This window comes from Acinetobacter sp. YH16038 (genome assembly GCF_013417275.1).
Lineage (GTDB): Bacteria > Pseudomonadota > Gammaproteobacteria > Pseudomonadales > Moraxellaceae > Acinetobacter.
Map to the genome: position 1 here is coordinate 1 of NZ_VPEG01000010.1, position 20,842 is coordinate 20,842.

19 protein-coding genes and 2 tRNA genes are annotated in these 20,842 nt (G+C 41.0%); 10 read left to right on the forward strand and 11 right to left on the reverse strand.

Features of this window, described 5'->3' with window-relative positions; genetic code table 11:
• Positions 1–137: 137 nt before the first annotated feature.
• Entirely contained in the window at positions 138–941 is an 804-nt protein-coding gene (locus FTV34_RS05885) for a DUF817 family protein (RefSeq protein ID WP_180013888.1), read from the reverse strand.
• A 10-nt stretch (positions 942–951) separates the two neighbouring features.
• A complete protein-coding gene (gene hemE, locus FTV34_RS05890; protein WP_180069290.1) occupies positions 952–2,022 on the reverse strand; it encodes a uroporphyrinogen decarboxylase in 1,071 nt (356 codons plus the stop codon).
• Positions 2,023–2,228: 206 nt separating this feature from the next.
• Between hemE and FTV34_RS05895 the strand changes: the two genes are divergently transcribed.
• The 6 genes from FTV34_RS05895 (at position 2,229) to FTV34_RS05920 (ending at position 8,762) form a co-directional block, all read left to right on the forward strand.
• Positions 2,229–3,446, forward strand: coding sequence for a L,D-transpeptidase family protein (locus FTV34_RS05895; RefSeq protein WP_180069293.1), 1,218 nt, complete (start codon positions 2,229–2,231; stop codon positions 3,444–3,446).
• Positions 3,447–3,609: 163 nt separating this feature from the next.
• Positions 3,610–4,308, forward strand: coding sequence for a pirin-like bicupin family protein (locus FTV34_RS05900; RefSeq protein WP_180069296.1), 699 nt, complete (start codon positions 3,610–3,612; stop codon positions 4,306–4,308).
• A 305-nt stretch (positions 4,309–4,613) separates the two neighbouring features.
• The gene (locus FTV34_RS05905; protein ID WP_180069299.1) at positions 4,614–5,594 is read left to right on the forward strand and encodes a class I SAM-dependent methyltransferase; all 981 of its coding nucleotides are present in this window, start codon (positions 4,614–4,616) and stop codon (positions 5,592–5,594) included.
• Positions 5,595–5,851: 257 nt separating this feature from the next.
• Positions 5,852–6,046 (forward strand): hypothetical protein, encoded by a 195-nt coding sequence (locus tag FTV34_RS05910; RefSeq protein WP_180069302.1) that lies wholly within the window; start codon positions 5,852–5,854, stop codon positions 6,044–6,046.
• Between the two features lie 180 nt (positions 6,047–6,226).
• A complete protein-coding gene (locus tag FTV34_RS05915) occupies positions 6,227–6,445 on the forward strand; it encodes a hypothetical protein (protein ID WP_180069305.1) in 219 nt (72 codons plus the stop codon).
• A gap of 7 nt (positions 6,446–6,452) precedes the next feature.
• Positions 6,453–8,762 (forward strand): ImpA family metalloprotease, encoded by a 2,310-nt coding sequence (locus FTV34_RS05920; protein WP_180069308.1) that lies wholly within the window; start codon positions 6,453–6,455, stop codon positions 8,760–8,762.
• Between the two features lie 104 nt (positions 8,763–8,866).
• Here the strand turns inward: FTV34_RS05920 and FTV34_RS05925 are convergent, their stop codons facing one another.
• The 8 genes from FTV34_RS05925 to FTV34_RS05960 all read right to left on the reverse strand — a co-directional run bounded on the left by FTV34_RS05925 (position 8,867) and on the right by FTV34_RS05960 (position 15,907).
• Entirely contained in the window at positions 8,867–9,352 is a 486-nt protein-coding gene (locus FTV34_RS05925) for a CinA family protein (protein WP_034706081.1), read from the reverse strand.
• 476 nt (positions 9,353–9,828) lie between these two features.
• Positions 9,829–10,026 (reverse strand): hypothetical protein, encoded by a 198-nt coding sequence (locus FTV34_RS05930; protein WP_034706083.1) that lies wholly within the window; start codon positions 10,024–10,026, stop codon positions 9,829–9,831.
• Positions 10,027–10,096: 70 nt separating this feature from the next.
• Positions 10,097–10,324 carry a hypothetical protein gene (locus FTV34_RS05935; protein WP_004782813.1) on the reverse strand — a complete coding sequence of 76 codons (228 nt, stop codon included), beginning with the start codon at positions 10,322–10,324 and terminating at the stop codon, positions 10,097–10,099.
• A 102-nt stretch (positions 10,325–10,426) separates the two neighbouring features.
• The gene (locus tag FTV34_RS05940) at positions 10,427–10,642 is read right to left on the reverse strand and encodes a cold-shock protein (RefSeq protein WP_004782814.1); all 216 of its coding nucleotides are present in this window, start codon (positions 10,640–10,642) and stop codon (positions 10,427–10,429) included.
• Positions 10,643–11,069: 427 nt separating this feature from the next.
• Positions 11,070–12,770 carry an NAD-dependent malic enzyme gene (locus FTV34_RS05945; protein WP_180069310.1) on the reverse strand — a complete coding sequence of 567 codons (1,701 nt, stop codon included), beginning with the start codon at positions 12,768–12,770 and terminating at the stop codon, positions 11,070–11,072.
• Positions 12,771–13,191: 421 nt separating this feature from the next.
• Positions 13,192–13,282: transfer RNA gene (locus tag FTV34_RS05950), tRNA-Ser, on the reverse strand.
• A gap of 87 nt (positions 13,283–13,369) precedes the next feature.
• Positions 13,370–15,406 carry an NADPH-dependent 2,4-dienoyl-CoA reductase gene (locus tag FTV34_RS05955; protein ID WP_180069313.1) on the reverse strand — a complete coding sequence of 679 codons (2,037 nt, stop codon included), beginning with the start codon at positions 15,404–15,406 and terminating at the stop codon, positions 13,370–13,372.
• A 147-nt stretch (positions 15,407–15,553) separates the two neighbouring features.
• On the reverse strand, positions 15,554–15,907 hold the full coding sequence (locus tag FTV34_RS05960; RefSeq protein ID WP_004782834.1) for a hypothetical protein: 354 nt from the start codon (positions 15,905–15,907) through the stop codon (positions 15,554–15,556).
• Between the two features lie 245 nt (positions 15,908–16,152).
• Between FTV34_RS05960 and argG the strand changes: the two genes are divergently transcribed.
• A complete protein-coding gene (argG, locus tag FTV34_RS05965; protein ID WP_180069315.1) occupies positions 16,153–17,496 on the forward strand; it encodes an argininosuccinate synthase in 1,344 nt (447 codons plus the stop codon).
• 56 nt (positions 17,497–17,552) lie between these two features.
• On the opposite strand, the gene FTV34_RS05970 is transcribed toward argG, so the two are convergent.
• Complete coding sequence (locus FTV34_RS05970) at positions 17,553–18,824, reverse strand: GGDEF domain-containing protein (RefSeq protein WP_180069318.1); 1,272 nt, start codon at positions 18,822–18,824, stop codon at positions 17,553–17,555.
• Between the two features lie 152 nt (positions 18,825–18,976).
• Here FTV34_RS05970 and pyrC point away from each other — a divergent pair, with 152 nt between their 5' ends.
• The 3 genes from pyrC (at position 18,977) to FTV34_RS05985 (ending at position 20,751) form a co-directional block, all read left to right on the forward strand.
• On the forward strand, positions 18,977–20,011 hold the full coding sequence (pyrC, locus tag FTV34_RS05975; RefSeq protein WP_004782837.1) for a dihydroorotase: 1,035 nt from the start codon (positions 18,977–18,979) through the stop codon (positions 20,009–20,011).
• Complete coding sequence (gene rnt, locus FTV34_RS05980) at positions 19,996–20,655, forward strand: ribonuclease T (protein ID WP_034704922.1); 660 nt, start codon at positions 19,996–19,998, stop codon at positions 20,653–20,655. Before pyrC ends, rnt begins: the two co-directional genes overlap by 16 nt.
• A gap of 20 nt (positions 20,656–20,675) precedes the next feature.
• A tRNA-Glu gene (locus FTV34_RS05985) sits at positions 20,676–20,751 on the forward strand.
• The last annotated feature ends 91 nt before the right edge of the window (positions 20,752–20,842 follow it).

Sequence of the window (20,842 nt, forward strand, 5' to 3'; positions counted from 1 at the left end):
TTTAACAACCATTTGGAGATTTTATCCATGATTTAGCCATTGTTTTGCTTATTTCATTGCCATTCTTTGTTTTTTTTCGGTTTGGTGGTATGCCTCGAGCAAAGGGGCTGTTTCGTGCAAAGGTCTCCAGAATAGTTTTACCGGGTTTTTAGACTCCAGTTACCTTGAGAATTACGCTGTCCTAGAATCTTTAATACCAGCACCAGACTGAGCAATAAAAGTAAATACCAGGAACCGAGCTTGCCCCAACCGACCATGTGCCATTTTTCTACCTGGCTTGGATATAGCCAGATCTGATAAAAGGTACTGATGTTCTCAGCCACCCAGATAATGAAAGCCAAAATCAACAGGACAGGTAACATCGGCAGCTGAAAAGCATGCTGATTCAACTGAAATCGAATTCTGGTTTTCCAGAACATCACTACACTCCAGACAAATAACAGCAAGCGATAGTCCGGAATAAAGAATTTGCTCATGAAGTTGATGTAGGACAAGACTGCCAAGGCCAGCATGTGGCTAAAGCGCGGCAATTTTTCAAATGAAACTTGGTATAAGCGTAAGGAACGTGCAAAAAAACTGCCGACAGCCGAATACATAAAGCCGGCAAATAAAGGCACCGTCAGTATTTTAAAAATTGCAGGTTGCGGATATTGCCAGGATGCAATTGCCGGATGGGTCAGGAAAATTTCCATGACCATCGCCATGATATGGAACAAGGCAATTACTTTGGCTTCGGCCCAGGATTCCAGTTTGGTATAGAGCAATACCACCTGAATCAGTAAAGCGAAAAATAATAGATAGTCATAGCGATAGAAACCGTAAAATAGTTCACTACCCATTGATGCGGTTTGTGCAAAAGCAAACAGGAGCAGAATCCCAAATAAGGCAGCCGAAGCTGCCTTATAGGTAAATTCAAACCCTGATTTAAAAAAGTCGATCAAGGTTTACATCCTAAAGATATTTAACGCTGTACTCATGTACGGTATCAATAAATACTTTAGGATTGGCTGGATCCACCCACTGGGTAATGCCATGACCTAAGTTGGCTACATAACCGGTTGTTTCACCGTTGGCATAGGCATCATCCAGCATCAACTTGGTTGCTTTAGCAATCGCGTCTGGAGTGCCATATAAAGTTGCCGGATCCAGGTTGCCTTGTAGTGCGGCACGGCCTGCAACAGTCTGACGCGCAACATTAAGCGGTGTAGTCCAGTCCAGACCAAAAGCATCTGCACCGGTCGCAACCATTGGCTCCAGCCATTGACCTCCACCTTTGGTAAACAGAATTACTGGAATCTTGCGACCGTCTTTTTCACGTTGCAAACCTGCCACAATTTTCTGCATATAATTGAGTGAAAATTCAATATATTCACGATGAGCAAGTGCCCCGCCCCAGCTATCAAAGATCTGTACTGCCTGAGCACCTGCATCAATCTGGGCATTCAGATATTCAGTCACAGCATCTGCTAAACGTTCTAATAAAGCATGCAGAACCTCTGGCTGTGCGTACATCATGTTTTTAGTGAAGCGGAAGTCTTTGCTCGAACCCCCTTCAACCATATATGTCGCCAAGGTCCACGGACTGCCAGAGAAGCCGATCAATGGTACTTGCCCACCCAAAGCGGAACGAATGGTCGACACTGCATTCATTACATAATCAAGGTCAGACTTGGCATTGAATTTGGGTAAATTAGCCACATCCTGTTCAGTCCGCACAGTTTTGTGGAATTTCGGACCTTCACCTGCTTCAAAATACAGACCCAGACCTAAAGCATCTGGTACAGTCAGAATGTCCGAAAATAAAATGGCCGCATCCAGCTCATAACGGCGTAAAGGCTGTAAAGTCACTTCACAGGCAAATTCAGTATTTTTGCAAAGAGAAAGGAAATCCCCTGCTTTGGCACGTGTTTCTCGATATTCTGGTAAATAACGGCCTGCCTGACGCATCATCCATACAGGGGTAGTATCTACAGGTTCACGTAACAATGCGCGTAGAAAACGATCATTTTTTAAGGTCGTCATTCACTTTCCTATCTATCTTTGATATTGCCCACATCATAACAAAATGACTGCATTTTGAATAACTTCTCATGACTTTAAAAACCGATCATGTTAAGTGATCAAATGTGAGGAATTACACAAAAGAACTACTGCATCTCCACATTTTTTCTGTAATACTTATAGTGTTTTTTCACATAGTTAACGAAATATTTTTAAGGTTGAGTTACATGTTAGTTCGCACAATGCTCGCTGTGAGTCTAGGTTGCATTTTCGCAGGTACTGTTTTCGCTGCGTCTACTGCTGAACAACCATTAAACCCCCAAGTTGTCACTAATGTTGCGGTTCAGGATCCGATTGATCCTTTAGCAACTGAAGCTTCGGCAGCACAAGCAGAAACTCGAATTAGTGCTCAAGAACAACAAGATCTGAAGAAAGCTTCTGAAGCATTAGATGTATTACAAGATACTGAAGACCAGACTGCCGATATCGGTGCTGCTCCAACCACGACTAAAGCACCGACGAATTCTGCTGCTGCGAAAGCATCTTGGACTTTAGACGGCCTTAATAATGCAAGCTGGTATGAAGATATTGGTAAAGGCCAATTTCCGGTATATGCACGTGCGCATGTCATGTTAAATAATGCCCATGCTTCTCCAGGTGCGATTGACGGTACTAGCGGTAAAAATACCTTGAAAGCGATCGCATCTTTCCAGCAAATGAATGGTATTAAACCAACCGGTACATTGACTCAGGAAACTTGGGATGCCCTATTGGCTAAACAGGGTTCTAAGCCTGCTTTTGTGGAATACACCATCACTGAAGAAGACCTGAAAGGTCCTTATGCCGAGTCTATTCCTTCTGACTATGCCTTACAGGCAAAAATGAAAGGTCTATATTACACTCGCGTGACTGAAATGCTGGGTGAAAAATTCCATATGGATGAAGACTTTTTGAAAAAGTTAAATCCAAAAGCTACCTTTAAGAAAGCTGGGGAAAAGCTGATTGTTGCCAATATCCGCAATGAAGTGCCTGAAGATATTCATTTAATTGTGGCGCATAAAGGTGCTAAGCAGCTTTATCTGTTCAATAGCCGTAACCAGATGATCGCTTCTTTCCCTGCAACGATTGGCAGTTCGAGTACTCCATCGCCAACAGGAACTTATAAAGTGACTGGCGTAGCGAAAAACCCATGGTATAGCTACTCACCATCTAACTTTGTTCAAGGCAACAACAAGAAACCACTTTCTTTACCACCTGGTCCAAACGGTCCTGTAGGTAATATCTGGATCGGTTTAAGCAAAAAATCATTTGGTATTCATGGTACGCCAAATCCATCTGCAATCTCTAAAACTGCGTCACATGGTTGTATCCGTCTGACTAACTGGGATGCGAATGATTTAGGCCGTAAAGTGAAATCAGGCGTAACTGTCCGTTTCCTTGAATAATCTTTATTTAAATACCTAAGCCCGCTTACGAGTGGGCTTTTTTATACCTGCTTTCTCTTATATCGTTGCAAAAATGCAATGATCTGTCGCCTGTTTATAATTTTTTAAGAATTAAAACAACGTTATGATGATCTCAAGTTAAAAATTAAAGTGAGATAAATTCATGAAAGCTTTTCTACATCCAAGTGAAAATCGTGGTCATGTAAAAATGGGCTGGCTGGAGTCTAAACACAGCTTCTCATTTGGCAACTGGTACAATCCGAACTATATGGGCGTGAGTGCCTTACGCGTTATTAATGATGATCTGATTGATGCACATCAGGGCTTTGGTACCCATCCGCATGACAATATGGAAATCCTGACCTGTGTATTGAAAGGCACGATTACTCATCAGGACAGTATGGGCAATCATGGCGGTATTGCAGCAGGTGAATGGCAACTGATGAGTGCTGGAACCGGTGTACGTCATAGTGAAATGAACCAGGGTGATGAACAGGTGCATCTCCTGCAAATCTGGATCATTCCGAATGAACATGATGCTCAGCCAAATTATCAGCAAATTCGTCTGGATGCAAAAGAACAACCGAATCAATGGCATTTAATTTGTGGACCAAATGACAATGCCCCCATGCACATTCGTCAAAATGCTGAAGTCAAAACAGCCGTGATCCAGCAAGGTCAAAGTCTAGATATTAAGGCAACCCGGCATATCAATTATGTACATGTGATTTCTGGCTCAGTACAAATTGCAGAATATACAGTTGAAGCTGGTGGTGCGATTGCCTTTATGGATGACGCAGAGATTAAAGCAATTGAAGATGCACAAGTGATCTGGTTTGATTTACCAGAAGCTGCTCATTAAAATTTCTATTTATATTCAGTCTATGCCGACTCATCATTTTGATCAGTCGGCATTTTTATAGAAAACATATAAAAATAAAAGTGATTCACTCCTTACGAGGATGTGAGCTTCAATATCCCACTATACAAATTAAACCAATTCACATCAGTTTTTTACCGAACAACAGTAAATTTTGGGCGAAGATTAATATGATCCATTTTGATTGAATCAATATAGCGAATGGCTGTTCTGGTCATTATCTTGTATAGATTAAACAGGTGTATGCACCTTTTCATTTATTCTAAATAAACCGAAGAGCACATCTAATGAACCAGATTTTAGAAATCCAAAGCAGCCAGCAACAAGCTCTGCACTTTTTATTAGACTTTTTAAAACAGCAGCAATATCAGTTTACGGCCATTACCCCACTTTCCCATCAACGGATTCTGGATCGTAAAAGAAGCGAAAAAAATAAATATAAAACCCTACAGGATATCTTTGGCTGGAATCTGGAATTTACAATTACCGATCTTGATCCTGTTCTTTTTTCATTATTATTAGAGCATCAGCTTTTGGAAGTTCAGGATAACGCATATAAAAGTCTGATCAGAGTCGCTTCACTCGAAGACGAATTATTTATTCACTCAGCCTTTCCTACGACCCAACAGGACGCTGTTTTTTTTGGTCCTGATACTTACCGTTTTGCCTATCATTTAAAGCAGTATTTATCTTTCCAGGCCAATTCTTTTAAACGGGCGGCTGAAATATGCTGTGGCACTTCTGCTGCTGCAATTCATATAGCTAAACATTTTCCAGATCATGAGGAAATCTTTGTCGCAGATCTGAATCCTAAAGCTCTTCTCTATAGCCAGATTAATATCGATTTTTCAGGTTTTGATACGATTCATCCTGTGCAAAGTAATTTATTTTCTGGTCTTGAAGGTCAGTTTGACCTGATTTTTGCCAATCCTCCTTATTTAATTGATCCAGATCAACGGCAATACCGTCATGGAGGCAATGAACTGGATGGCAATGAATTGTCTTTTAAGATTATCAAACAGGGTTTACAGCGACTCAGTCCAGATGGACGTCTATTTTTATATACTGGCGTCACTATTTGTCAGGACGGCAATCGCTTCTTACAGCATCTGGAGGATTTAATGAAACAGCATCAAAATATTGACTGGTCTTATGAGGAAATTGACCCGGATATTTTTGGTGAAGAGTTAGAGCAACCTGCTTATCAACATGTAGAAAGAATTGCGCTGGCCCTACTCAAGTTCGAAGTCAAAACTGATAGACCATAAAATTTCAGCTCGGGTTGTGGCTATTTTTAAACTGCGGCCTAATTAAAACAAATAAAAATTAAATCAACCCACATCACATTTAAAATTATTTTTAATAATTATTTATCATTAAAAAACATATACTTAAATTAAATATTAGTTCTATTTTATCGACACTTACTTCTATAATTCTCATCTGATATTTACGACAACTTTAAAAATAATGTCGTCTTTTTGGTTATACCTTGGGGAAAATTGTGGAAAGAAATTATTTGAGGTTGAGAACAACCTTACTAGCCTTATCGCTATCGATGAGTCTGATTGCCTGTGGTGGAGGTGGCAGTAGCGGAACATCTTCTCCTGCAGAAACACCAGATTCTGCTGTTAATCCACCATCAACAACTAATCCATCTGATAACGAGGAATCATCCCCTTCACCTGTAGAAACACCTGATGGCAGTACACCACTTTAAAATCCACAAACGCCAACAACCACCCGGATTAATAAGGCATTGAGTACAGGTGATGCCCGGCCTCTGATTCAGCAAGATTCTGCTACATTGTTAGACTGGGCCTTGCAGCTCGCCAAGCAACAACAAACATGACAAAAGGGTTTAATTACCTCACTCTATACCAGTTCGAATGGCAAAGTTTTGCAACCTCAACTGCAATTTACGCCAACTGCTTCGATTAATTTTTATCCTTATGATTTAAGCGCAGCTTTACCAATCGCAGTTTCAGATCAAGCCTGCGGCTGGAATTTAAGTCAGCAGGCGAATAAAGGCTGTGGTCTGGGAGTCGCATCACAAATCGGTAAAGGCCGGGCGCTGGCTTTTGGCCAGAATATGCTGGGGGGGGATCTCAGCGAATAGTCCTGACATGGTAGATTTTGCACCCGTGCTCAACAATGGTTTTCGCTGGCTATTGACGGGGAAAACACAAGCACAGCCTAAACAAGAACTAAAACTTACCGTGAATGGTCTGGCACAAACCAACCTGAGCATGATAGAAAATTATTTTGCCCAGCATTTAGGGGTTAAAGTTACCTTTCTACAATGTAATGTACTGGATCAAACCAATACCTGCTGGAAAGATGCTGACCTGATGATTTTAGGCAGTAATATTGGCGCCAATAATTTTGAATCCAGCTTGATTCAGGAATATCTGGAGGCAGGTAAGCCAATATATTTCCAGGCAATGGGTTATAACGTCACTACACCGATGGAAAAAATCTTTTCGGCATTGAAGATTGAAACCAATAATAATTACTGGCGTGGCCAAGATACTTTACTCATGTCTTCAGGACGTTCCATCACCGATCAATGGAATAAAGTGAATGACATTGATAGTACGATCCAAATGCTGGAATATTTCAAGTCACCAGGTGCGGTACGTTTAGGGGATTTAAATGCCAATAATCCGTTGATTCAAACCATCAATAAAGCTTCTACCAATCTACAAAATTTAAATGCACAAGGCATTACTGCATTTAGCGCAAAAAATAATAATCAGATTCTAAAAGCTTTGGTGTTATTGGCAGATCTCTGGCGTCCAGGCGTGAATTACAGCGGACTGTCGAAAAATGGCGATGCTCTGACTTTTATGCGTACCTATGCCAGCGACTCCTGGACGGACTATAAACGCAAAACCACATTGGTGAATCCAAATGGTGCCGGCGATTATATGCCAGCCTCTGCACAAAACATGGCTGTCAGTGCTCAAGCCGAAACCATTACCGTGACCATTCCACAAGGCAGTGGAATTACCGCAATTGGTCGTGCCAGCATTCCGGGCAAGCCTGTCAGTATTGAGATTGTTGATGCTCAAGGTGCGCAGCTTTCAGTCCAGACCAGCTATTTACGTGCCTGGGGCAATCCCTTTGATGATGGCGGCTATAAACGTCCTCGCCGTCCCAATAGTTTCGCCGTGAAATTAGATGCCAGCCAAAGCAATGACTTTATCAGCCCGTTCGGTGGACCATTGATGTTGAATTACAGCAATGCCAAAGCAGGCTCGGTGGTGACCTTAAAAATCAAAGGCGCAGCAAAATATGCGCATTATGATTTTACTCAAACGATCACTGAAGCGGATATTAGCGAGGCCACCAGCATTCTGCAAAGTAGAAACTTCGGCTGGAACACTTTTAAATTTGTTGGTGGTGAAATTCAGCAGACCAATGATTATGCTTTAAAAGCCATTGGTGATCGATCAGCACGTACCTATGTGGATCAGATTAAGGGCGTAATCTTTGACAGTAACCACATTGCCAACGGTTATAACAACATGCCGCTGGATAGCAGTACGGCACAGCGTTGTAATGAATTAGGCTGGGATTGTACCGGCACAGTTCATCGTGCCCCGAATGTTCAACATTTTGTGGGCTGGATTGCGACCTGTGGCTTCCTGTGCTCAGGAAATCCATCAGATGGGTCAACTGGCATTGATACCGGTTGGGGCTGGGTGCATGAACTGGGACATAATACTGTTCAGGATGTCTTAACCATGGTATTCCCTTCCACTGAAACCGGGAAAACTATTGGTTGCGTAGTGGAATGTAATAACAACATTCTGGCAGGCCTAAGCATGATGCGTAAATATCATCTATATGCTCAGGACAGTAATGCCAGCAATTTCCGTCACCCAACTTTATATGCCAATATCAAGGATACACGAAGTCTTGGTCTGTCAGGTGAAGCACAGCGTGCCGCAATGGAAAAACACTTATGGCAAGATGGTTATCATGTATCGATGCAGGCCTTCCATATCCAGATGGCCATGAACTATACCCGTTTACATCAAGGTAAATCGCGACCTGATCTTCAGGGTGTATTTGAGTTCATACGCCTACTGAATACGGCACAACGTTTATATAACCAGATCGATTTAAGTAAAGCTTCTCAAGCAGATAAGAATAAACTGGGACTAGGTGCATTTAATGCGAAAAACATGAGCCGCCCTGACCTGATTTATGTACTCAGTTCAAAAATCATGGGCTATGATCTTAAAGATTTCTATGCACTTTATGGCTTGCCTTTAACTGCAACCGCACATGCTTCAGTCGCCATGCTTAATCTGCCTACCGCACCTTTGTATTTCTATGCGCAACCAGATGGCGGTTCAAATCGCCTGGCAACAGGACAATGGCTCACCATTCCAGCAAACGGCCCTCTCCCTAACTATCCTTACTAATTGACCAATTTAATATAAAAAAATCCCGGCTTCGGCTGGGATTTTTTATAGCAGAACATTTTCATGATCCGTGTATTAGCGATCAGTGAGAACTAAATAAATAGCTATTTATTTTTCTTGTCTCGACTGCCTTCAAGGATTTCAATTAAGCTCAGATTAATATTTCTCGCCAGTTTTTTTAATTTCTCTCTCGGTTTTCCTCTGCAAAGAAAGCGGAAACTATAGAGCTCATCTTTATAAGAAATCACATAGAAAAAAGTTCCTACTGGCTTTTCTTTAGTTTCTGTCCCGCCTCTTTTTAATAGTCCTGTACAGGCAATATAAATATCAGAATAAAACATTTTCTTGGCTTTTCTGACCATTTCCTGCGTGACTTCCATAGATTCTGGCGTATATTTTTTAATAAATTCAGGTTTGATTTTTAAAATATTCTCTTTGACACCCATGTCATAACAGACCAGTCCGCCATATAAAATATCACCCGAATATTTATTTTGGGAAAATCGGTAAGCCAGGTAACCTGCTGATGCACTCTCTAGAAAAGTAATACTTAATTTTTTTTTGGCGAGTAATTTTATACATTTATTCATAGAGTAAACTCCTGACTTTATGATCATCTATTGAGTATTAAATATTCAAAAATAAAAGATTAAATACTTAGCTTCTGAATGTCCTAGCAAAACTAAAACTGAACTGCCCTTGCTCACCACCTTAAACCAGCTGTATATCCTCAGTCATTTATATGACTTAAGTTCATACCAACGAAACTCATAATAACCTTGACGGGTTTTAACTCTGATTGGCTTTCTGATTTGATGTGTATTAGATTTTTTATAGATTCATGATAGTTTTATGCCTAAAAGCATAAGTAGTAGAAGATATAAAATATAGATCACTGAAATGATGGCTAAGTCGATTTAAGTGTGAACTAAAATGTGCTTATTAATTCAGGGTTTATTTATAAGACGATGAATAGGTTTAATTAAGAAGTGAATAATTTCAAAGACAAAATCCTGGCAAGATACCAGGATTTTTTATATTCACTTTTGGTCATGTCATATGACCACTAAATAATTTTGAAAATTTTGCCGCTGATGGTGCTTTGAAAAAACATTTCAAAACTTGGGCGAATATTTTCACCTTCAACCGTAATATGTTTAACGTTAGAATCCGATTGGGTATGAACAAAATCAGGGTCAACAGTAGCCTGAATCACGTATTGAACACCGAATTGATCTTTCACATTAATATTTTGCTTAAGCATAAATAAACCTTTAGTAATGATTATAAGAGAGATCGGCTAGAAATTGGTTAGCCAATATATAATTTAAATATTAAATAACTTTATGATTTAATTTAAATAATTGATTTAAAGATGTATAAAATGTACGACCATCTAGATTCAGGTCAACTTCGATTCCTGATTGAAGCAGCACTCTTTTACCTACTTCAATTTCCTTAAAACCTTGACGTGTATTTTGCATTTTATTCAAGGGAATCAAAGAAACAATAATTTCTGTACCATTTTTAGATTTTGCAATTAATTCATTAATTTTTAACAACTTGTATCCTATTTTTATCCTTCTTCCAATCTAGAAAAAGCTTTTTAACTTTTATTTAAAACAATAAAAAAGCACTGATGCGTGCTTTTTTATTCTACAGACTTATAGCGCAGTAATATTTACAGCATTTGGGCCTTTTTGACCTTGAACTACGCTGAATTCAACTTGCTGACCTTCCATTAAGGTTTTAAAACCTGAACTAGCAATTTCACTGAAATGAGCAAAAACATCTGGACCAGATTCTTGTTGAATAAAACCGAAACCTTTAGTTTCGTTGAACCACTTTACAGTACCTTTAACAATATTTGAGTTTGACATAATAAAACCTACTAATTTTTAATAATTTTTAGTCATCTGAATGACCAGTTGTAACTTTGAAAATAATAAAGAATGGAACTTAAAATCTGGATAAAACGAAGGATTATGAATAAAACGACGATACTTAAGGAAGATTTTTTGCAACAAGACTTTTTTCTAGTTAAAGCCAGTATACAGGAAGATTTAAAATAATCAAGTTTTCTTATATATATATTTAATTACTTTATAAATATTATTTTATTATTTACAGAATTTTCATTATATTTTATTTAATTTCAACGACTTGATAAAATAAATCCATATTGCTTGAGTGAGTTAAACTTTTACATTTTAGTGTACTTTCGTTTCCCGCAAACAAAGAAGCAGAGAAATAACAATGTCATCGCTCTGCTTTACTTAATTTTAAACTGCCCTTTCCCTAATAATATTAAAAGGTCACACGCTTATATTCCCGGTATTCCGGTATCCAGAAATTCGCATCTATGGCTTTCTGCAGCACCTCAGAACCAACTTTTGGAGCGACGCCATCCTCAACCGCAGCTTGTGCAACCCTTAGAGCAATAATCTTGGAAATATGCTGAATCTGATCCAGATCTGGCAACAAATTGGCGGTTGGGTCTTGAAGTTTTGGAGAGCATTCTGCTAAGGCATTACTTGATGCCATCAGCATATTATCCGTGACTCGTGTAGCGCCTGAAGCAATCACGCCTAGTCCAATTCCCGGGAAAATATAAGAGTTATTACATTGAGAAATAGTATAAATGTGTTCCTGATAATTAACGGGTGCAAATGGGCTACCTGTAGCAATCAGAGCTTTCCCATTGGTCCATTGAATAATATCGGCTGGAACAGCTTCTACGCGAGAAGTAGGATTCGATAAAGGGAAGATAATCGGATGTTCACAATTTTCAGCCATTGTCGTGATCACATCTTTGCTAAATAATCCCGGCTGTCCAGATACCCCAATCAGTACTGTGGGTTTTGCATATTTGATGACATCCAATAGAGAAATAATCTCTTCGGCATTTCCCCATTCAGCAATATTTTCTGGTTCTTGAGCCAGTTTTCTCTGGAAATTTAATAGGTTTGGCTGGTTTTGAGTAATAAGGCCGAAGCGATCCACCATAAAAACCCGCTTACGCGCTTCAGCATCAGTCAGGCCTTCTGCCACCATTTTTGTCACAATCTGTTCAGCGATCCCACAACCGGCTGAACCTGCTCCCAAGAAAGCAATGGTCTGATCTTTTAATTGTTTGTTTGACGCATAGGAAGCCGCAATCAAACTGCCTACTGCCACAGCTGCCGTACCCTGAATATCGTCATTGAAGCAACATATTCGATCTCGATATTTTTCCAGTAAAGGCATGGCATTGTGCTGGGCAAAATCTTCAAATTGAATCAGCGCATCGGGCCATCTTTGCTGAATTGCCTGTATCACCATTTCGACATATTCATAATATTCATCACCGGTGATACGAGGCTGACGCCATCCCATATAAATCGGATCATTCAACAAATGCTCGTTGTTCGTGCCTACATCTAAGGTAATTGGCAAGGTATAGGCCGGACTAATGCCTCCGCAGGCCGTATATAAAGCCAGCTTTCCAATCGGAATACCCATTCCGCCAATGCCTTGATCACCTAAACCAAGAATGCGCTCTCCATCCGTAATCACAATCACTTTGACATTTCTTCGATTCACGTTATGCAGGATGTGCTCAATATGATCCCGATCTGGATAAGAAATAAAAACCCCGCGATGACGGCGATAAATCTCGGAAAAATGCTGACATGCTTCTCCTACCGTTGGCGTATAGATGATCGGCATCATTTCGCTTAAGTGATTTTCAATCAAATGATAGAAAAGCGTCTCGTTGGTGTCCTGGATGTTACGTAGGTAAATATGCTTATTGATTGCATCATTGAATGAGCAGTATTGCTGATATGAACGCTGACTTTGTTCCTCAATCGATTCGATCGCTTGGGGTAAAAGCCCATGTAAATTAAAATGAATACGTTCTTCTACAGAGAAAGCTGAGCCTTTATTCAGCAATGGGAGTTCAAGTAATGCAGTGCCTGCGTAGGGAATATAAAGTGGACGTTTAGGATTCAGAGGTTCAGTTGCCATTTTTAACTCGCACTTTAAGATTCGACATAAATAAAAGCCGAAAAGAACAAAAAATTATCCTACTATCCTAGTCGACTTTGCCTTGTTTCAGTCATTCAGCGAATTAATAATGAAAAATGTTCTATTTAATAAACTGATAACAGCAATAAAATAAGCTTTAGATTTTTATATCCTCTTATCAGATAAAAATTTGGATCATACTTTTTTATTTAGGCTTAAGCTAATTGCCTGAGATTAAATTTTAGAAATTAAAGCTATATGCATTCGTTTTTATTCATTCATTTTTTAATAAGAAAATATCTTAGAAATTAGATCAATTAGCTTGTTATCTATCTGCTTTATCTAAAAAATCAGACAATTTCCCACTCAATAAAACTTAGGCAATAAAAAACCCCGATCAATGATCGGGGTTTTCCGTATCTGGCGGAAGCGGTGAGATTCGAACTCACGGAGGGGTATAAGCCCTCGTCGGTTTTCAAGACCGGTGCATTAAACCGCTCTGCCACGCTTCCATGTGCGCAATAATACGGAGCTTTTAGGTGACTGACAAGTGAAAATTACAGTGAATCTCATCAACTGCATATAGTTTCATCAAATCCTTACAATTTTGCTGCCAATTCTGCCCCTTCACGAATTGCACGCTTGGCATCCAGCTCAGCAGCCAGCTTTGCTCCACCAATAATATGGTAATTCGCTAGAGTCTTTTGATCCTCTGAAGGCATAACATCTTTGACTGACTCCTGACCAGCACAAACGACGACCGTATCTACACGCAGCAATTGATCATGCCCATCCACTTCAATCCACAAACCTTCATCCGTAATCGATTTGTAGTGCACACCGCGTAACATGCGCACGCCATGTTTTTTTAATTGGGCACGATGAACCCAGCCCGTGGTTTTACCTAAGCCTGCTCCTAAAGCAGTAGTTTTACGCTGTAATAGATAAATTTCACGTACAGGTGGCTCTACTTCTGCTGGCTGCAGTCCGCCTTCACTTACATAATTTGCATGCAGATCTACACCCCATTCCCGTTTCCATTCATCTACAGGTTGCGGTTGTGGCTGATGCGGTGGCTTTAATAAAAATTCTGATACATCAAAACCAATTCCACCGGCACCAATGACAGCGACACGATCTCCTACTGGTGCGCCGCGCAATACTTCAGCATAAGACAGGACTTGAGGTGCATCACTACCGGTAATTTTCAATTCACGCGGAACAACGCCCGTAGCCACAATGACTTCATCAAAACCTTCGCGTTCCAGTTGCTCCCGATTCACTCGAGTATTTAAACGGACATCTACCCCGGTTTTTTCCAGTTGTACTTTGAAATAGCGAATGGTTTCATGGAATTCTTCTTTGCCTGGAATTACTTTGGCCAGATTAAATTGCCCCCCCACTTCATTAGTGGCTTCAAATAAAGTCACATCATGACCGCGGCTAGCTGCGACTGTAGCTGCGGATAAACCTGCCACTCCACCACCTACCACGGCGATGCCTTTAGGTTTTTTGGTTTTGACATAAACCAGTTCGGTTTCATAGCCGGCACGTGGATTCACCAGACAGGTAGCGCGCTTATTTTTAAAGGTATGATCCAGACAGGCCTGGTTACAGGCGATACAGGCATTAATTTCATCAACACGATTGGTTGCTGTCTTATTTACCCAGAATGCATCTGCCAACAACGGGCGTGCCATTTGCACCATATCTGCCTGACCCGATGCCAAAATCGCTTCAGCAGTTTCTGGCATATTGATCCGGTTCGATGCAATGACTGGAACAGCAACATGCTTTTTGACTTCTGCGGTGTAATCTACGAATGCAGCACGAGGAACAGAAGTGACAATCGTCGGAATACGCGCTTCATGCCAGCCAATACCAGTATTGAGTAAAGTTATTCCAGCCTTCTCTAATGCTTTAGCGACGGTAATCACTTCCTGCATAGTATTGCCGTCATGCACCAGATCTAGCAAGGACAAACGGAAACAGATAATAAATCTTTCACCAATTTCAGCACGAATCGCTTTAACAATTTCCACTGCAAAACGCATGCGGTTTTCAATTTCTCCGCCCCAGCGATCAGTACGCTGATTGACATGACGGCTTAAAAACTGGTTAATCAAATACCCTTCAGAGCCCATGATTTCCACGCCGTCATAACCCGCTTTTTTAGCCAGTTTTGCAGTTTTAACATAGTCCTGAATCGTATCCAGAATCTGGTTTTCAGACATCTGACGTGGTTTAAAAGGTGAAATTGGCGATTTGATCGGACTGGCAGATACCACAAAAGGCTGATAGCCATAACGTCCGGCATGCAAAATCTGCAACAGAATCTTGGCCCCATGCTTATGCACGGCATGCGTAACCAGTCGATGCGGTGCAACATCGCCCAAGGTATTCATGGTTCCGCCAGCAGGCAATAACCAGCCCTGACGATTCGGTGAAATCCCGCCAGTAATCAGGAGACCCACACCACCTTTGGCACGTTCACCAAAATAAGCGGCCAGTTTAGGATAATTATAAAAACGATCTTCCAAGCCCGTATGCATTGATCCCATCACCACACGGTTTTTAATCGTGGTGAAACCCAGATGTAATGGTTTTAAAATATTTGCATAGCGCGTCGTTGTCATAAAATATCCCTGATTCTTATTTGGCTAAAAGCTTAAATCTTATCCATGTACTTTAACTGATTTTCAGAGGCTTTTTATGACTATCAGGTCCGCTTTCTCAGGCACAAATACCAATTGTGATATTCATGCCGTACCTGAGTGGTGAACTTATTGCTGCCATTGATTTTTGCTGGATTTCCATAACGCAATTACCCCGAGTACTGTACCAATGGGAAAACTGAGCAGCATCAGGATCGCCATAATTCTGGACAAGGTGCGTCCTGAACCATTGCCCTGTTTGACCTTGAGACAGGCCTGAATATTCAAAACGATCAGCACAGCCAAAAGCAGCAACACAATACCCAGACTCAGCATGGAAATCGTCGACTGCTGATATTCCAGATATAAAAATGCAACCGTACTAAAAACCAGCAAACCGGCATAGATTCCATGCACAATTGACAGGGTCTCATTTTTGGCAGCCGGTTGCAGATTAGGTAAAGGAGGAATATTCGGGCTCATGAGGGCTATCCTAAAGATGTTTTTTCTTAATGATGTTATTGAATCTTCCCAGATTTTCCTATTTTTTAAGCGTTTGTCAAAAATACGGTAATTTTATGATTATTTAAGCCTATTGAATCAAGATTTTGAAACGAGTTTTTCTTTTCTAAAGCAAACCTAAATAAAATAATGATACAATTGACGCAATATGTGTTTTTTCAGGCCACCACTTCTGGCGTGCCTATTTCATATCATTAGGATGAACAATGTCTGATAATGCAACTATCTTGCAGAATGTCCCAGTAGGCAAAAAAGTTGGTATTGCCTTTTCTGGCGGTCTAGATACTTCTGCAGCTCTTTTGTGGATGAAACAAAAAGGCGCTGAACCTTATGCTTATACAGCAAACTTGGGTCAGCCAGACGAAGCCGATTACGATGCGATTCCAAAAAAAGCTGAAGCTTATGGCGCAGTAAAAGCACGTTTGATCGACTGCCGTTTACAGCTTGCATTAGAAGGTATTGCTGCAATTCAATGTGGCGCGTTCCACATTTCTACCGGTGGCGTTCCATACTTCAACACGACTCCTCTTGGCCGTGCAGTAACAGGTACCATGCTGGTAACTGCAATGAAAGAAGATGACGTGAACATCTGGGGTGACGGTTCTACTTATAAAGGTAACGACATCGAGCGTTTTTACCGCTACGGTCTGTTGACTAACCCTAACCTGAAAATCTACAAACCTTGGTTAGACCAGACCTTCATTGACGAGCTAGGCGGCCGTGCAGAAATGTCACAGTTCCTGATCGACAATGGCTTTGACTACAAAATGTCAAAAGAGAAAGCATACTCAACTGACTCAAACATGTTGGGTGCAACTCATGAAGCCAAAGATCTTGAATACCTGAATGCCGGTATCAAAATCGTTGATCCAATCATGGGCGTTGCATTCTGGAAAGAAGACGTTGAAATCAAACCTGAAGAAGTATCGATTACTTTTGAAGAAGGTTTCCCTGTTGCAATCAATGGTCAACGTATCGAAGATCCAGTTGAGTTCATTCTTGAAGCGAACCGTATTGGTGGCCGTCATGGTCTAGGTATGTCGGATCAGATCGAAAACCGTATCATCGAAGCGAAATCTCGTGGTATCTACGAAGCTCCGGGTATGGCCCTTCTTCACATCGCTTATGAACGTCTGGTCACTGGTATTCATAACGAAGACACCATCGAACAATACCGTATCAACGGTCTTCGTTTGGGTCGTCTTCTGTACCAAGGTCGCTGGTTCGATTCTCAAGCATTGATGCTTCGTGAAACTGCACAGCGTTGGGTAGCTAAAGCTATCACTGGTACTGTGACTTTAGAACTGCGTCGTGGTAATGACTACACCATCATGAACACTGAATCTCCTAACCTCACTTATGAAGCTGAGCGTTTAACTATGGAGAAAGGTGATTCTATGTTCTCTCCAGCGGATCGTATCGGTCAGTTAACTATGCGTAACCTGGACATCACAGATACACGTGCAAAACTGGGTATTTATACAGATTCTGGCCTGCTTGCAGTAGGTACAGGTTCTGCAGTACCTCAATTAAAAGACAAAAACAAATAAGTTTGTTTTAACGTCAAAAAAACCGCTCAATTGAGCGGTTTTTTTATAGATTCGATTTAGGTATTTACACTATTTGGATTTGCAGTGCGGATCGACTGATAATAAATCTGATTCCGTCCTAGCTGTTTGGCTCGATACAACGCCTGATCGGCAATTCCCAATAAGACATCCTTATCAATAAAGTCTTCACCACGATACACAGTGATGCCCAAACTGATGGTGATGTGATCAGCCACACCAGATTTCTCATGCGGAATTTCCAGACGCTCAATCGCATTAAAAATATTAGAAGCCACTGCATAAGCACCATGAGCATCAGTTTCTGGAAGCAGTACCACAAACTCTTCACCACCATAACGGGCCACGAAATCCATATGCCGGATCGCATTTTTAATAGTAAAGGCAATACTGGAAATGACATCGTCCCCTTTTTGATGTCCATAAAAATCGTTATAGTTTTTAAAATGATCCACATCGATAAATAAAATCGCCAAAGCATGCTGATTACGGCGAGAACGTTCAAAGAAGATATCCAGTGTTTCATCGAAAGTTCGTCGATTAGAGATTTTGGTCAGCTCATCATGCTGGCTTAAATGCAATAATTCTGTGGTATGAATCCGCTGAATTTTCTCACTGATTCTGGCCCGCATGGTGTATAGAAAAATCATTCGCTCACGGGCAAAAAGCATATAACTAATCACACATCCCAATAGGCTACTGCCAATTAGAATCCGCCCCAAGACCAGCGCATTAAATTCGATCGATAACACGGATAACAGCCAGACCGTACAAAGTGCAGCAAACAACCCCGTGATTAACATCTGTAAAGGTTTTACTCCGGTCAGAATATAACCCAGAATGTAGATAATAGTGATGATCGCCATCGACTGATGTTGCAAGCTTACTGTTTGAATAGACATGGTCAGATAGGAAGTCGAGACTATCATCCAGAACATTAGCAGCATGGAAGCCTGCGGAAAAAAGCGTTTGATTTTAGGCAGACAGGAGAAGAAATAAAAAGCAAGTAAAGCGAGACTACCATTGATCAGCCCCAGCATACAGCGCACAAAATCTTGTACAAAATATTGTGAATCGATAATCCAGTAGTCGGTCGGAATCATGACCAGCAGAAAAATAAAATAGGTCAGTACACCTGCCCAGACATATTTTTCGACATGTTTACGTGCTCGCTCCAGGTTTTTGCTCCAGAACTCCTGTTCCAGATTCGGAGGGAAAACCGAGCCTACACGCTGACTTTGCCGTGTGATTAATTCTTCTATTTTTTCTTTTTCATCTTGCAATTTTGCTAGATTGTACTTGTATTCCATTGCCAAGTATTTATGTAATTTTTTTATTAATTTTAAAATATCATACTTTTATAAATTAATTTATAGATATCCCTTATTTTGTATATATTTCTCGTTACCATTTTAGGCATAGATGCATTATCATTTGTTTTATTTCTCCGATTGAATTCGCCTTGAATACGATTACCCTTCTCCAGCCAGACGACTGGCATGCCCACCTGCGTGATGGTCACGCTCTGCAACGCACCGTTCCTGATCTAGCTAAACAGTTTTCCCGCGCCATCTGTATGCCGAACCTTGTTCCACCGGTTAAAACTGTGGAAGAAGCATTAAGCTACCGTGAACGTATTATGGCGCATGTTCCTGAAGGTAGCGATTTTGATCCACGCATGGTGCTGTATTTCACAGATAATACCTCTCCAAGTGAAGTCAAAAAGATTAAAGATTCTGAGCATGTCAATGCTATTAAACTTTACCCTGCTGGCGCAACCACCAACTCGGATAGCGGTGTAAGCGACATTCGTAAAGTATATTCAGTCATTGAACAGCTTGAAGAGCATCAGGTGCCTTTATTGCTGCACGGTGAAGTGACGCATAATCATGTCGATATTTTTGACCGTGAAAAACGTTTCCTTGATGAAGTCTTAGCACCATTACTAAAACAGTTCCCGAAACTGAAACTGGTTCTGGAACACATTACTACCAGCGAGGCAGCTAATTTCGTACTGGAACAGGATCGTAATGTGGCTGCGACTATTACCCCACAGCATTTACTGTTTAACCGTAATGATATGCTGGTTGGTGGGATCAAGCCGCACTTCTATTGTCTGCCAATTTTAAAACGTCAGACGCATCAGCAAACGTTGCTTGAAGTGGCAACGAGCGGTAATCCTAAATTTTTCTTAGGCACCGACAGTGCACCGCACTCAAAAAATGCCAAAGAAAATGCGTGTGGCTGCGCAGGATGCTATAGTGCTCCGACTGCAATTGAGTTATATGCTCAGGCCTTTGATCAAGTAGGTAAAATCGACCGCCTAGAAGGTTTTGCCAGCCACTTTGGTGCAGATTTCTACGGCCTCCCACGTAATACCAAAACCATTACGCTGGTCAAAGAAGATCAAGTTATTCCTGAAAGTCTAGACTACTTGGATGGTGAACAAATCGTTCCGCTATATGCAGGAAAAACCATTCAATGGAGAAAAATGTGACAAATGAAACTCTTCCAGTCATTGGTCAGCGTTTCCGTGGATTTTTGCCTGTTGTTGTCGATGTTGAAACAGCAGGCTTTAATGCACAGACTGATGCCTTGTTAGAAATTGCGGCCATTCCTATTGTTTATAATGAAGATGGCCAGTTTGTGCCCGGTGAAGCTTACCACGCACATATCAATCCTTTCGAAGGTGCCAACCTGGATCGCCGCTCTTTGGAATTTATCGGGATTGACCCGTCAAATCCGATGCGGATCGCAATGGCTGAAGATGAAAAAACCGCGTTAAAACGTATTTTTAAATCGGTCAATGAAGTGCGTCGTCAGCAAAATTGTACGCATGCCGTTTTGGTCGGTCACAATGCGCATTTTGATTTGGGCTTTGTACAGGCAGCAATTGCCCGTACCGGAACCAAAAACCAGAATCCGTTTCACAGTTTTTCTGTGTTTGATACCGTGACTTTAAGTGCGGTGATGTTTGGTCAAACGGTTCTGGCTAAATCTTGTATTCAGGCCGGTATTGAGTTTGATGGCAAAGAAGCACACTCTGCGTTATACGATACGCAAAAGACTGCGGAACTGTTTTGCTATATTTTAAACAAACTCGCACCTCACCTGCTTGACACTTTGGTGGCGGATCAATAAGATACCGCCATCTTCTAAACGTCCCTATCGTCTAGAGGCCTAGGACATCGCCCTTTCACGGCGGTAACCGGGGTTCGAATCCCCGTAGGGACGCCATCTTATTTATCCCCTTCTTCTTTCATTTTTTCCAAGAAAACTCTTTTTCTTATTATTGCTTTCAATACTATTGTTATAAATTTCGCATGAC

Coding starts and splice junctions, on each gene's coding strand:
- hemE (WP_180069290.1), bottom strand. CDS start 2,022: ATGACGACCTTAAAAAATGATCGTTTTCTACGCGCATTGTTACGTGAA.
- FTV34_RS05895 (WP_180069293.1), top strand. CDS start 2,229: ATGTTAGTTCGCACAATGCTCGCTGTGAGTCTAGGTTGCATTTTCGCA.
- FTV34_RS05900 (WP_180069296.1), top strand. CDS start 3,610: ATGAAAGCTTTTCTACATCCAAGTGAAAATCGTGGTCATGTAAAAATG.
- FTV34_RS05905 (WP_180069299.1), top strand. CDS start 4,614: ATGAACCAGATTTTAGAAATCCAAAGCAGCCAGCAACAAGCTCTGCAC.
- FTV34_RS05920 (WP_180069308.1), top strand. CDS start 6,453: ATGGTAGATTTTGCACCCGTGCTCAACAATGGTTTTCGCTGGCTATTG.
- FTV34_RS05925 (WP_034706081.1), bottom strand. CDS start 9,352: ATGAATAAATGTATAAAATTACTCGCCAAAAAAAAATTAAGTATTACT.
- FTV34_RS05930 (WP_034706083.1), bottom strand. CDS start 10,026: ATGCTTAAGCAAAATATTAATGTGAAAGATCAATTCGGTGTTCAATAC.
- FTV34_RS05940 (WP_004782814.1), bottom strand. CDS start 10,642: ATGTCAAACTCAAATATTGTTAAAGGTACTGTAAAGTGGTTCAACGAA.
- FTV34_RS05945 (WP_180069310.1), bottom strand. CDS start 12,770: ATGGCAACTGAACCTCTGAATCCTAAACGTCCACTTTATATTCCCTAC.
- FTV34_RS05955 (WP_180069313.1), bottom strand. CDS start 15,406: ATGACAACGACGCGCTATGCAAATATTTTAAAACCATTACATCTGGGT.
- FTV34_RS05960 (WP_004782834.1), bottom strand. CDS start 15,907: ATGAGCCCGAATATTCCTCCTTTACCTAATCTGCAACCGGCTGCCAAA.
- argG (WP_180069315.1), top strand. CDS start 16,153: ATGTCTGATAATGCAACTATCTTGCAGAATGTCCCAGTAGGCAAAAAA.
- FTV34_RS05970 (WP_180069318.1), bottom strand. CDS start 18,824: ATGGAATACAAGTACAATCTAGCAAAATTGCAAGATGAAAAAGAAAAA.
- rnt (WP_034704922.1), top strand. CDS start 19,996: ATGGAGAAAAATGTGACAAATGAAACTCTTCCAGTCATTGGTCAGCGT.